This is a genomic window from Bifidobacterium miconis (genome assembly GCF_019331735.1).
GTDB lineage: Bacteria > Actinomycetota > Actinomycetes > Actinomycetales > Bifidobacteriaceae > Bifidobacterium > Bifidobacterium miconis.
Map to the genome: position 1 here is coordinate 106,667 of NZ_JAHBBH010000001.1, position 13,106 is coordinate 119,772.

General features: G+C 66.2%; 11 protein-coding genes. 10 read left to right on the plus strand and 1 reads right to left on the minus strand.

All coding sequences use genetic code 11. The features are described 5' to 3' along the window. Nucleotides 1–15: 15 nt before the first annotated feature. A complete protein-coding gene (locus KIH79_RS00440) occupies nt 16–486 on the minus strand; it encodes a prepilin peptidase (protein WP_219057573.1) in 471 nt (156 codons plus the stop codon). Between the two features lie 52 nt (nt 487–538). Here KIH79_RS00440 and aroC point away from each other — a divergent pair, with 52 nt between their 5' ends. From aroC to sufU, 10 genes are all read left to right on the plus strand, one after another. Beyond that, nucleotides 539–1,735 carry a chorismate synthase gene (gene aroC / locus KIH79_RS00445; protein WP_219057574.1) on the plus strand — a complete coding sequence of 399 codons (1,197 nt, stop codon included), beginning with the start codon at nt 539–541 and terminating at the stop codon, nt 1,733–1,735. Then, on the plus strand, nt 1,732–3,372 hold the full coding sequence (locus KIH79_RS00450) for a bifunctional shikimate kinase/3-dehydroquinate synthase (protein WP_219057575.1): 1,641 nt from the start codon (nt 1,732–1,734) through the stop codon (nt 3,370–3,372). The genes aroC and KIH79_RS00450 overlap by 4 nt, the downstream gene beginning before the upstream one ends. A gap of 34 nt (nt 3,373–3,406) precedes the next feature. Then, the gene (gene aroQ, locus KIH79_RS00455; protein WP_219057576.1) at nt 3,407–3,862 is read left to right on the plus strand and encodes a type II 3-dehydroquinate dehydratase; all 456 of its coding nucleotides are present in this window, start codon (nt 3,407–3,409) and stop codon (nt 3,860–3,862) included. Nucleotides 3,863–3,963: 101 nt separating this feature from the next. Beyond that, nucleotides 3,964–5,631, plus strand: coding sequence for a CTP synthase (locus KIH79_RS00460; protein WP_219057577.1), 1,668 nt, complete (start codon nt 3,964–3,966; stop codon nt 5,629–5,631). 169 nt (nt 5,632–5,800) lie between these two features. Further along, entirely contained in the window at nt 5,801–7,453 is a 1,653-nt protein-coding gene (locus tag KIH79_RS00465; RefSeq protein ID WP_236023481.1) for a L,D-transpeptidase, read from the plus strand. A 262-nt stretch (nt 7,454–7,715) separates the two neighbouring features. Then, nucleotides 7,716–9,170 carry a Fe-S cluster assembly protein SufB gene (gene sufB, locus KIH79_RS00470; RefSeq protein WP_236023496.1) on the plus strand — a complete coding sequence of 485 codons (1,455 nt, stop codon included), beginning with the start codon at nt 7,716–7,718 and terminating at the stop codon, nt 9,168–9,170. A gap of 5 nt (nt 9,171–9,175) precedes the next feature. Next, complete coding sequence (sufD, locus tag KIH79_RS00475) at nt 9,176–10,405, plus strand: Fe-S cluster assembly protein SufD (RefSeq protein WP_219057578.1); 1,230 nt, start codon at nt 9,176–9,178, stop codon at nt 10,403–10,405. Between the two features lie 41 nt (nt 10,406–10,446). After that, the gene (gene sufC, locus KIH79_RS00480; RefSeq protein ID WP_219057579.1) at nt 10,447–11,226 is read left to right on the plus strand and encodes a Fe-S cluster assembly ATPase SufC; all 780 of its coding nucleotides are present in this window, start codon (nt 10,447–10,449) and stop codon (nt 11,224–11,226) included. A 26-nt stretch (nt 11,227–11,252) separates the two neighbouring features. Further along, the gene (locus KIH79_RS00485) at nt 11,253–12,524 is read left to right on the plus strand and encodes a cysteine desulfurase (RefSeq protein WP_219057580.1); all 1,272 of its coding nucleotides are present in this window, start codon (nt 11,253–11,255) and stop codon (nt 12,522–12,524) included. Between the two features lie 3 nt (nt 12,525–12,527). Next, nucleotides 12,528–13,076 carry a Fe-S cluster assembly sulfur transfer protein SufU gene (gene sufU, locus KIH79_RS00490; protein WP_219057581.1) on the plus strand — a complete coding sequence of 183 codons (549 nt, stop codon included), beginning with the start codon at nt 12,528–12,530 and terminating at the stop codon, nt 13,074–13,076. Nucleotides 13,077–13,106: the final 30 nt, after the last annotated feature.

Sequence of the window (13,106 nt, forward strand, 5' to 3'; positions counted from 1 at the left end):
CGCCAATCTGCGTGGTCAGAACGCAATCCCGAACAATGCGGCCGCAAGACCCGCAATCACGATCACCGGAGCGAACGGCACCCTGCCGGCGTACGGTGTATCGGATTGCGGGTCGAACCGTATCCACAGCGCCATCCACGCCAGTCCCATCAGCCCCATCGCCAGCCACCAGACGACCATCGCGTCCAGACCGAACAGGCCGACGGACAATCCCATCATCAGCGCGCACGTCACGTCGCCGAATCCCAGCGCGCCCGGCTTTGCCAACGCGAGCAGGCACTGCAGCACGGCCGCGACCATCGCGAACAGCACGGCCTGGGGCACGACGAACAGCGCGTTGATCGCCAGACCGTAGACGATATCGGCGATCAGCTGCGCCAGACAGCCCGCGGCGATCCACGCGCGCGGCACGCGTCGGCGGCGCACGTCTTCGGCACCGACCGCCAGTCCACAGAGCAGACTCGGCAACATCGCAAGGTAAGGCATACCGCTACAATAGCCCGCAGTTGACGACGACAAGCGAAAAGGAGAGTACGGTATGTTGCGCTGGCAGACGGCGGGCGAATCGCACGGCGAAGCATTGGTGGCGATGATCGAGGGGCTTCCCGCGGGGGTCGAGATCCGCACGGACGACGTCGTGTCCGCTCTGGCGCGGCGCCGCCTCGGCTACGGCCGCGGCGCGCGCATGAAGTTCGAACAGGACAAGGTGCGCCTGCTCACCGGCGTGCGTCACGGCTCCACGCTCGGCTCGCCGGTCGCCATCGAGATCGCGAACACCGAATGGCCCAAGTGGACCGAAGTGATGAGCGCCGACCCGCTCGACCATGACCTGCCGCGCGAAGGCCGCAACGCGCCGCTGAGCCGCCCGCGCCCGGGACACGCCGATCTGACCGGCATGCGCAAGTACGGCTTCGACGACGCGCGCCCGGTGCTCGAACGCTCCAGCGCGCGCGAGACCGCGTCCCGCGTCGCGCTCGGCGCGGTGGCAGCCAAGTTCCTCGAACAGGCCGCCGGCATCCGCACCGTCGCGCACGTGCTGTCCATCGGCGGCGCCGGCGTGGACGAAACCGCAGCGGACCGCGTGCTGCCGACCCCCGACGACGTGGACGCGCTCGACGCGTCCCCGGTGCGCACGCTCGACAAGGCCGCCGAGGAACGCATGATCCGGCGCATCGACGAAATCAAGTCCAACGCCGACACGGTCGGCGGCGTGATCGAAGTGATCGCGTACGGCGTGCCCGCCGGCATCGGCACGTACGTCGAATCCGACCGTCGTCTCGACGCCGCGCTGGCGGGCGCCGTCATGGGCATCCAGGCCATCAAGGGCGTGGAGATCGGCGACGGCTTCCTCGAGGCCGTGCGCCCCGGTTCGGCCGCGCACGATGAGATGGTGCCGGGCGAAGACGGCCGCATCACCCGTCTGACCAACCGAGCCGGCGGCATCGAAGGCGGCATGTCCAACGGCGAGCCGATCCGCGTGCGCGCCGCGATGAAGCCGATCCCGTCGATCCCGCGCGCCCTGCGCACCGTCGACGTGGCCAGCGGCGACGCCGCGCAGGCCATCAACCAGCGCTCCGATTCGACCGCCGTGCCGGCCGCTTCCGTCGTCGCCGAGGCGATGGTGCGGCTCACGCTCGCGAAGTTCGTGCTCGAGAAGTTCGGCGGCGACAGCGTGGCCGAAACGCGCCGCAACATGGAAAGCTACCTCGCCTCGTGGCCGGAGCACATGCGATGAGCGATGCCGGCACACAGCATCCCGTGGCCGTCATCATCGGCATGATGGGCGCGGGCAAGACCCGCGTCGGCCGCGAGGTCTCGCAGATGATGGGACTGCCGTTCAAGGACGCCGACATCGAAATCGAACGCGAAGTCGGCATGACCATTCCCGAATATTTCGCGCAGTACGGCGAACCGGCGTTCCGCAAGGTCGAAAGCGACCTGATCCGGCGCACGCTGGACGATTTCGGCGGCCTGTTCGCGCTCGGCGGAGGCGCCCCCATGACGCCCGCCACGCAGGACGCGCTGGCCGACTACATCGACGGGGGAGGCCGGGTGATCTACCTGCAGGCCGACCCCAAAGAGGCCATGGAACGCGCCAACCGCGGCGGCGGGCGCCCGATGCTCAACGGCGGCGACGCGAACGCGCGCTGGATGCGCCTGTTCGAGCAGCGCGATCCGGTGTTCGACCGGATCGCCAACGTGCACGTGCGCACCCACGGCTCCACGCCGCAGATGGCCGCAAGAAAGGTGATGAACATGATCGAGGAACGAGTCGTGCACGTCGGGGTCGTCTCGGCGGACGACTACAACGTGCGCATCGGCGAAGGCGCGATGAACCATCTCGCCCCCGTGCTCGGCGACAAGCCGGCGCGCATCGCGCTGATCCACACCCAGCCCGTGCAGCGGCACTCCGACCGGGCGCGCGCCCTGCTGCGTCAGGCTGGCTACGAGGTGTCCGACATCGTGATCCCGGACGCCGAGGCGGGTAAGACCGTCACCGTGGCGAACGGCGTGTGGGAACGGCTCGGTGCCGAAGGCTTCACCCGCTCCGACGCGGTGGTGGGCGTCGGCGGCGGCGCGGCCACCGATCTGGCCGGGTTCGTCGCGGCCACGTGGATGCGCGGCATCCGCTACGTGAACTGCCCGACCTCGCTGCTCGCCATGGTCGATGCCTCCACGGGCGGCAAGACCGGCATCAACACGGCCGCGGGCAAGAACCTCGTCGGCTCGTTCTACACGCCCGCCGGCGTGCTCGCCGATATGACCACGCTCGCCTCGCTGCCCAACGACATCTTCATCGAGGGTCTCGGCGAGGTCGCCAAATCCGGCTTCATCTCGGATCCGGAGATCCTGCGCATCCTCGAAGAGCATGCGGGCGAGCTGCGCGCCTTCGACGGCGCGTCGTTCCTCGGCACGCCGCTCGAGGACGTGGTCGCGGAACTCATCGAACGCACGGTGCACGTCAAGGCGAAGCATGTGTCCGCCGACCTCAAGGAGGCCGGACTGCGCGAATTCCTCAACTACGGGCACACGATGGGGCACGCGATCGAAAAGATGGAGCACTTCCGCTGGCGCCACGGCAACGCGGTGGCCGTCGGCATGGTGTATGCGGCCGAACTGGCGTGCCTGCTCGGCCACATCGACCGCGATCTGGTCGACTATCACCGTTCCCTGCTCGCCTCGCTCGGACTGCCGACCTCGTGGAACGGCGGATCGTTCGAGGACGTGCTCGCGATCATGCACCGCGACAAGAAGGCGCGTGGCAACAAGCTGCGCTTCGTCGTGCTCGACGGCGGCCCCGGCCGCATGATGCACCTCGACGACCCGCCGGCCGACGCGGTCGAAGAGGCGTTCCGCCGCATCCAGCACTGATCCGACGCCCGCAATCATCGTCAAAGGAGCAACCATGACCAAAGTGATCGTCGTCAACGGGCCGAACCTCGGCCGTCTCGGCGTGCGCCAGCCCGACGTGTACGGGCGGCAGGACCTTGAAGAACTGCGTCGCCTGTGCACCGCGTGGGGCGCCGAACTCGGTCTCGACGTCGAAGTGCGTCAGACCGACGACGAGGCCGAGATCATCCACTGGATGCATCAGGCCGCCGACGAGAAGACGCCCGTGGTGATGAACCCGGCCGCGTTCACCCACTACAGCTACGGGCTCGCGGACGCCGCCCATATGGTCGGCGACGCCGGTCTGCCGCTGATGGAGGTGCACATCTCCAACCCGTCCGCACGCGACGAGTTCCGCAAGCGCTCCGTGATCAGCCCCGTCGCCACCGGCACCATCACCGGACTCGGCTTCTTCGGCTACAAGCTTGCGCTCGAAGCCGTCGCGCACATCCTCGCCGAACAGGGCGAGTGACGCGCACCTTGTTGTCCATTTCGGGCCCGTCCGTTCCATGCAGCGGACGGGCCCGTCGCGTAAACACGCCCGGTCACATGCGGATGATAGGATGAAATTCCATGGTTAGAAGACAACATGGCAATTCCCAAGAACACGTCACCAAGCATATTTTCGTCACCGGCGGCGTGGTTTCCTCACTCGGCAAGGGTCTGACCGCATCCTCGCTCGGCCGTCTCCTGCGCAGCCGCGGCATCCACGTTCTTCAGCAGAAGCTCGATCCGTACATCAACGTGGATCCGGGCACGATGAACCCGTTCCAGCACGGCGAGGTCTACGTGACCGAGGACGGCGCCGAAACCGACCTCGACATCGGCCACTACGAGCGCTTCCTCGACGTCTTCCTGAGCCAGAAGGCGAACGTCACCACCGGCCAGATCTATCAGGAGGTGCTGCGCAAGGAGCGCGCCGGCGAATACCTCGGCCAGTGCGTGCAGGTCATTCCGCACATCACCAACGAGATCAAGTCCCGCATGCGCGCCCAGGCGTCCGACGACGTCGACGTGATCATCACCGAGATCGGCGGCACCGTCGGCGACATCGAATCCCAGCCGTTCCTCGAGGCCGCCCGCGAGGTGCGCCGCGACCTCGGCGCGGAGAACTGCATGTTCGTGCACGTCTCCCTCGTGCCGTACATCTCCGCCGCCCACGAGCTCAAGACCAAGCCGACCCAGCATTCCGTCATGATGCTGCGCCAGCTCGGCATTACCCCGGACGCGCTCGTGCTGCGCTCCGACCGCCCGCTCAACAAGTCCATCAAGGACAAGATCTCCCTGATGTGCGACGTGGACGAGGAGGGCGTGGTCAACTGCGTCGACGCGCCGAGCATCTACGACGTGCCGAAGATCCTGTTCAACGAGGGCCTCGACGCGTACGTCGTGCGTGAGCTCGGACTGCCGTTCCACGACGTCGACTGGGACGAGTGGGCCGACCTGCTCGAACGCGTGCACCACCCGAAGCACGAGGTCAACGTCGCGATCGTCGGCAAGTACATCGACCTGCCGGACGCGTACCTGTCCGTCACCGAGGCCATCAAGGCCGGCGGCTTCGCCAACTGGGCCAAGGTCAACGTCAAGTGGGTCGCGGCCGACAAGTGCGAGACCGAGGAGGGCGCGGCCGCCGCGCTCGACCAGGTCGACGGCATCGTGATCCCCGGCGGCTTCGGCATCCGCGGCATCGACGGCAAGATCGGCGCGCTCAAGTACGCGCGCGAGAACAAGCTGCCGGCGCTTGGCCTGTGCCTTGGCCTGCAGTCGATGGTCATCGAATACGCCCGCCACGTGCTCGGCATCGAGGACGCGAACTCCACCGAGTTCGAGCCGGACTGCGCCAACCCGGTCATCGCCACGATGGAGGAGCAGAAGGACATCGTCGCCGGCCACGGCGACATGGGCCACACTATGCGCCTCGGCTCCTACCCGGCCGTGCTCGAGGAGGGCTCGCTGGTCGCCGAACTGTACGGCACCACGCACGTGACCGAACGCCACCGCCACCGCTACGAGGTGAACGTGGCCTACAAGGACCGCCTGCGCGAGGCCGGCCTGCGCATCTCCGGCCAGAGCCCGGACGGCGAGCTCACCGAATTCGTCGAACTGCCGCAGGATGTGCATCCGTTCTATGTGGCCACGCAGGCCCATCCGGAGTTCAAGTCCCGTCCGACCAAGCCGCACCCGCTGTTCGCGGGCCTTGTCAAGGCCGCGCTCGACCATCAGGAGGCCGGCCGCCACTGACGCGGCGACGCGCAATGCGCGCGGCGAATCGGACGTGAGATACATCACGCTCAGCCGATAACGAATCATGCCCATGGATTCCTTGGAATTCATGGGCATGGTGCATAATGAGGGGCAACGCGCAAGAGCGCGGGCAGTGGTACACACAAGAGAATGAACAAGAGTTCGCATGAGCAACAATAACGGACAGTTCAACAACGGGTTCCCCCAGCGCGGCAACGGCGGCGCCGGGGCGATGGCGTTCTCCGCGGACGGCGAATCGACCGCGGTCCTCAAGCCGGTCAGCCTGGACTCGTTCGCCGTTCCGATGTCGGCCGACGAGATCAAAAGCATCGAGCGCGCGCCCAAGCGTCATCTCGTCTGGCCGTGGGTGCTGGCCGCCGTCATCGCGATGCTCGCGGCCTTCGCGGGCGGCGCTTACTGGTTCTTCCAGTCGCACGCCCTGCCCGGCGTGACGCTGTGGGGCAACTCCGTCGTGGGCAAGTCGCAGTCGCAGATCGTCGACGAGATCGACTCCGCCGTGGCCAAGTCCAGCGTCACGGTCTCGTACAACGGCAACACCGCCAAAATCACGCTCAAGGACCTCGGCCTGAGCGTCGACTCGCAGACCATCGCCAACGAGGTGCTGAGCGCCAAGCGCGACGCCGCATGGTGGCAGCGCTACGCCTTCTGGATCACCAGCGACGTGGCCACCGAGCCGGCGAATCCCGCCGCGGCCGATTCGACCGAACTCAACAGCCGCCTGTCCATCAGCGAGGTCAAGCCCGTCGACGCGCAGGTCACGCTCAACGCCGACAAGACCGGCTTCGAAACGGTGGCCGGCCAGCAGGGACAGGGCGCGGATCCCGAGCCCGTCGCCAAGGCCGCGGTCGCGCTTGTCGAAACGCTCGGCGCGAACGAATCGAAAACCATGAACGTGGAACTCAAGTCCACCGATCCGGTCGTGACGGACAAGATCGCCGAGCAGGCCAAGGCCACGCTCGACAAGCTGACCAAGAATCCCGTCACCCTCAAGATCGGAGACCGCACCATCGCTACCGTCGACGCCTCCGCGCTGGCCGCGTCCTCCACGATCAACGCGAACGAGAACGCCAAGCTGGCCGCCGGCGAGACGCGCAACGGCTACGTCGTCTTCAGCGCCGACAAGCTCCAGCAGTACTACGAGCAGAGCATCAAGCCGACCTTCAGCACGAAGCGCGAGGACCGCGAAGTCATCGTCAACAACAACGACGAGGAAATCAAGGTGCTCAAGGAAGGCCATGACGGCATCTCCATCACCGAAGGCGCCGATGCGAACATCGGTACGGACGGCGCGACGCTGCTCGCCAAGGGCGGCGGTTCGCTCGACGTGCAGGGCAGCATCGACGCGATGCAGACCAAGAAGACCAAGCGCCACGTCGTCGTCGACCTGTCCGATCACAAGGTGTACGCGTACGAGAACGGCAAGCTGATCCGCACGATGAGCATGTCCGCAGGCCAGGGCAACGACTACAAGACCGGCGCATGCGGCGGCGACCTGTGCACGCCCACCGGCGACTTCACGATCTGGCTCAAGTACGAGTCGCAGAACATGAGCGGCAACCTGACCCTGTCCGACGGCACTCAGGAATCCTGGGACGTCAAGGACGTCGGCTTCGTCAACTACTTCTCGCACTCGGGATGCGCCATCCACCGCATCGCCACGCAGACCGCGTTCAACGATTCCGACATCGCGGCCATGGGCAAGAACACGTCCCACGGCTGCGTGGGCATCGGCTGGGATCAGGCCGAATGGTTCTTCAGCTGGGCCGTGTACGGCACGAGCGTCCACGTTCAGGCGTGACGCCGGGACGGCACGGGCATGATGCACGCGGCGGGGCGGTTGGATCCGGAAACGGACCCAACCGCCCCGCCGTTTGTGCCGAACCGGCATCGCTTTCTGGCCCCGTTTCGGCCGAATTGGTCAGCGTTCGGCCAAATCCGGGCGACCGGCTAGTGTTTCGTACCGGGTTCTGTTAGATTTACGTAGGAACTTTGTGAAGTCGATTGGAGGGAAGCGTACGGTGAGTGAAAACCAAGCGCCAAACGCCGCGGCTGACGTGGAGATGAGCCAGTATGTGGCCGATCGCGCCCGCGTCAACGAGGAGAAAATCAAACAGGATGACGAGATCATCCGGCAGTTCGGCGACTACAGCTACGGCTGGCACGATTCCGACGCCGCCGGCGAGGCCGCGAAGCGCGGCATCGACGAGAGCGTCGTGAGGGCCATCAGCGCCGACAAGGGCGAGCCCGAATGGATGCTCGACATGCGTCTGCGCGGATTCAAGGCGTTCCTCGACAAGCCGATGCCCGACTGGGGCGTCGACCTGTCCGGATTCAACGCCGACGATTTCAAGTACTACGTCAAGCCGATCGACAAGCAGGCCAAGACGTGGGAGGAGCTGCCCGACGACATCCGTTCCACGTACGACCGCCTCGGCATCCCGGAGGCCGAAAAGAAACGCCTCGTCTCCGGCGTGGCCGCGCAGTACGAATCCGAGGTCATTTACAACTCCATTCAGGAGGACCTCAAGAAGCAGGGCGTGATCTTCGTCGATACCGACACCGCCGTGCGCGAATACCCCGACCTCGTCCGCAAGTACTTCGGCACCGTCGTCTCCCCGGAGGACAACAAGTTCGGCGCGCTCAACACCGCAGCGTGGTCCGGCGGCTCGTTCGTCTACGTCCCCAAGGGCGTGCACGTCGACATCCCGCTGCAGGCCTACTTCCGCATCAACACGCCGGCCATGGGCCAGTTCGAGCGCACGCTCATCATCGCCGACGAAGGCTCCTACGTACACTACGTCGAGGGCTGCACCGCGCCGATCTGGTCCGAGGACTCGCTGCACGCGGCCATCGTCGAGATCATCGTCGAGAAGCACGCGCGTGTGCGCTACACCACCGTGCAGAACTGGTCGAACAACGTGTACAACCTCGTCACCCAGCGCGCCTACGTGCGCGAGGGCGGCACGATGGAATGGGTCGACGGCAACATCGGCTCCAAGGCCACCATGAAGTACCCGGCCTGCATCCTCGCCGAGCCGTACGCCACCGCGTCCACGATGTCGCTCGGCTTCGCCGGCAAGGGCCAGTATCAGGACACCGGCGCGAAGATGATCCACCTCGCCCCGCACACCAAGTCCACGATCGTCGCCAAGTCGATCTCCCGAGGCGGCGGCCGCTCCGCCTACCGCGGCCTCGTCAAGATCGTCGACGGCGCGTACGGCTCGTCGAACTCGACCGTGTGCGACGCGCTGCTCGTCGACAACTTCAGCCGCTCCGACACGTACCCGCATGTGGACGTGCGCGAGGACGACGTGACCATGGCGCACGAGGCGACCGTATCCAAGGTCTCCGAAGACCAGCTGTTCTACCTGATGAGCCGCGGCCTCGAGGAGAAGGAGGCCATGGGCATGATCGTGCGCGGCTTCGTCGAGCCGATCAGCCGCGAGCTGCCGATGGAGTACGCGCTCGAACTGAACCGTTTGGTCGAACTGCAGATGGAAGGATCGGTGGGCTGATTCCCATGGCATCGAATACTGCTGAACTCAACATTCCCGTCGCTGACCCGAACGACCCGTACGCGATTCCGGCGGCCATGCCGTCGAGCGCCGACAAGGAGCCGCGCTCGTTCGACGTGGCCGACTTCCCGGCGCCGACCAGCAAGCAGGAGGACTGGCGTTACACGCCGCTCGAACGCATCGGGGAATTCTTCGACGTGTTCAAGCCGAGCGGGGAAACCACGCTGGTCATCTCCAACGTGGACGGCACGCCCGTCGATCCGAAGCACGTCGCCGTCAGCCAGAAGAAGCTCGGACAGGGCGTCTCCGGCACCGTGTCCAAGCCCAGCGACCGTGCGGCCGCCGTCGAATGGAACTCCGGCCACACCGCGACCATCATCGAGCTGAACGGCGAACTCGGCCAGCCCGTGCTCGTGCGCGTGCTCGGCGGCGGCGAGGACCTCGACGCGCTGCATCTGGTCATCGCGGCGGCCGACGGCACGCACGGCGACGTGGTCGTCGAGCACACCGGCGTCGCGCGCCTCGCCGAAGGCGTCGAAATCACCACCGGCAAGGACTCGCACGTCTCCACGACGTTCATCCAGGAGTGGGACAAGAGTTCCAAGCACGTCGGCAACCACCGCATCCACGTCGGCGAAAACGCCTCGCTGCGCCACTCCGTCGTCACGCTCGGCGGCAGCGTCGTGCGCATCCGCATGGATCAGGACTTCGGCGGCCCGCAGGGCGACCTCAACATGCTTGGCATCTACTTCGTCGACCCGGGCGAGCACATCGAACACCGCACGATGGTGGTGCACAACCATCCCGAATGCAAGTCGCGCGTCGTCTACAAGGGCGCGCTCGACGGTAAGGACGCGCACTCCACGTGGGTCGGCAACGCCCTGATCGCGCCCACCGCGCCCGGCACCGACTCCTACGAGCTCAACCGCAACCTCGTGCTCACCCCGGGCGCGATCGCCGACTCCGAGCCGAACCTCGAGATCGAGAACGGCAATATCATCGGCGCCGGCCACGCCAGCTCCGTCGGCCGGTTCGACGACGAGGAGCTGTTCTATCTGCAGTCGCGCGGCATCCCCGAAACCGAGGCGCGCAAGCTCGTCGTGCGGGGCTTCTTCGGCGAACTCGTCGAGGAGATCGGCGTGCCGTCCGTCGCCCAGCACCTCATGGACGTGATCGACCGCCGCCTCGCGCGCGGCGAGGACGCGGCCATGCAGGCGGTGCTCGAAGACAAGTAACCCATCACAGACTTTTCATCCGTCAGTAACAGGAGAATCCAATGTCCACTCTGGAAATCAAGGACCTGTACGCCTCCGTCGAAACCAAGGAAGGCCGCAAGCAGATCCTCAAGGGCGTGAACCTGACCGTCAACTCCGGCGAAACGCACGCCATCATGGGCCCCAACGGTTCCGGCAAGTCCACGCTCGCCTACACGCTGGCCGGCCACCCCAAGTACGAGGTCGATTCGGGCGAAGTGCTGCTCGACGGCGTCGACATCCTGAAGCAGACTCCGGACGAGCGCGCCAAGGAGGGCCTGTTCCTCGCCATGCAGTACCCGGTCGAGGTGCCGGGCGTGTCCATGACCAACTTCCTGCGCACCGCCAAGACCGAGGTCGACGGCAAGGCCCCGGCGATCCGCACCTGGACCAAGGAGCTGTCCGAGGCCATGAAGCGCCTGCGCATGGACCCGAAGTTCGCCACGCGCTCCGTCAACGAGGGCTTCTCCGGCGGCGAGAAGAAGCGCGCCGAAGTGCTCCAGCTCGAGCTGCTCAAGCCCAAGTTCGCGATCCTCGACGAAACCGACTCGGGCCTCGACGTCGACGCGCTGCGCATCGTGTCCGAAGGCGTCAACCGCGCCAAGGAGGTCAACAACTTCGGCATCCTCATGGTCACGCACTACACGCGCATCCTCAAGTACATCAAGCCGGACATCGTGCACGTGTTCGCCGACGGCCACTTCGTCAAGACCGGCGGCCCGGAGCTGGCCGACGAGCTCGAGGAAAACGGCTACGACGCGTACCTGCCCGAAGGCGCCGACTCCGAGTCCGCGCTGGCGTGAGGCCGGCATCAGTCGGAAGGACCGATATGGTTGATTTTGCAGCGATTCGGGTTCAGTTCCCGATTCTGGACCAGGAGATCCACGGGCATCCGCTCGTGTATCTCGATTCGGCGGCGACGTCGCAGAAGCCGCAGTGCGTGATCGACGCGGAGGCGGAGTTCTACCGCACGATCAACGCCGGCGTGCACCGCGGCGCGCATGAGCTGGCGGCGCGCTCGACCGTCGCGTTCGAGGAGGCGCGTGCCAAGGTCGCGCGTCTGGTCGGCGCGAACGCCGAGGAAGGGCAGGAGGAGATCGTCGTCACCGGCGGCGCGACCGCCGGCCTGAACCTGCTGGCGACCGCGTTCGGCAACGCGAGCCTCGGACGCGGGGGAGCGGCGGCCAAGCGGTTCGCCCTCAAGCCCGGCGACGAAATCGTCGTCTCCAAGGCCGAGCACCATTCGGTGCTCCTGCCGTTCCAGGAGCTTGCCTACCGCACCGGCGCCACGCTCAAGTGGTTCGACCTGACCGAGGACGGACGCATCCGCTCCGACACGGCCGACGAGGTCATCACCGAACGCACCAAGGTCGTGGCGATCACGCACGTGGGCAACACCACCGGCGCGATCACCGACATCGCCCCGATCGTGCGCCGCGCGCATGAGGTCGGCGCCGTGTTCATCCTCGACGCATGCCAGTCGGTGCCGCATCTCAAGGTCGACTTCCACGCGATGGACGTCGATTTCGCCGCGTGGAGCGCGCATAAAATGTACGGTCCGACCGGCGTCGGCTTCCTGTACGGCAAGCGCGAACTGCTTGAGGCGCTGCCGCCGGCGAACTTCGGCGGCTCGATGGTCGAGCTCGCGTGGATGGACCAGCCCGCACAGTACATGGAGCCGCCGGCGCGCTTCGAGGCCGGCACGCAGCCGGTCGCGCAGGTCGTAGCCGCGGGCGTCGCCGCCGAATGGATGATGAACATTGGGCTGGAGAACATCGAGGCGCACGAGAAGACGATCGCCGCCGAACTCCTCAAGCTCGGCGACATTGACGGTGTGCGTATTCTGGGACCGCGCGAGAACGTGGACCGCATCGGCACCGTCGCGTTCGACGTGGCCGGCGTGCATCCGCATGACGTCGGACAGTTCATCGACGCGCAGGGCATCGCCATCCGCGTCGGCCACCATTGCGCGCAGCCGGTGCACCGTCATTTCGGCCTGTACGCGTCCAACCGCGCGTCGAGCGGCGTGTACAACAGCGTCGACGACGCGAAGGCGCTGGTCGAGGCCGTGGCGAAAGTCCGTCCGTTCTTTAAGGTGTGATGTATGAATGATTTTGGCATGAGCGGCGACGACCTCGAACAGATGTATCAGGAGGTCATCCTCGAAGCCGCACGCGACCCTCACGGCAAGGAGTCCTTCGCGCCCGACCTCGCGTCGGAGGATGGCGCAGCGACCGGCGACAGCACGATCCGCGCCAGCCATGAGTACTGCACGCCGGGCGAATCCCACCAGTTCAACCCGACCTGCGGCGACGAGGCGACCGTCCACGTCGAAGTCTCCGACGCCGAGCCGCATCGCATCGAACGTCTCGTGTGGGACGGCCACGGCTGCTCCATCTCGCAGGCGAGCCTGTCGGTGATGGTCGACCTGTGCGCCGGCAAGACCGTGGACGAGGCGATGGACCTGTTCCGCGACTTCCATGAGCTCATGGAGTCCCGAGGCGCCGGCCTGAACGACGACGCCAAGGAGGAGAAGCTCGAGGACGCGGTCGTGTTCCAAGGCGTCTCCAAATATCCGATGCGCATCAAATGCGCGCTGCTCGGCTGGGAGGGCATGCGCGACTCGGTCGCCAAGGCGCTGGCCGCGAAATGACGGTTCCGGCTCTCCTCGCCTGAGGGGAGC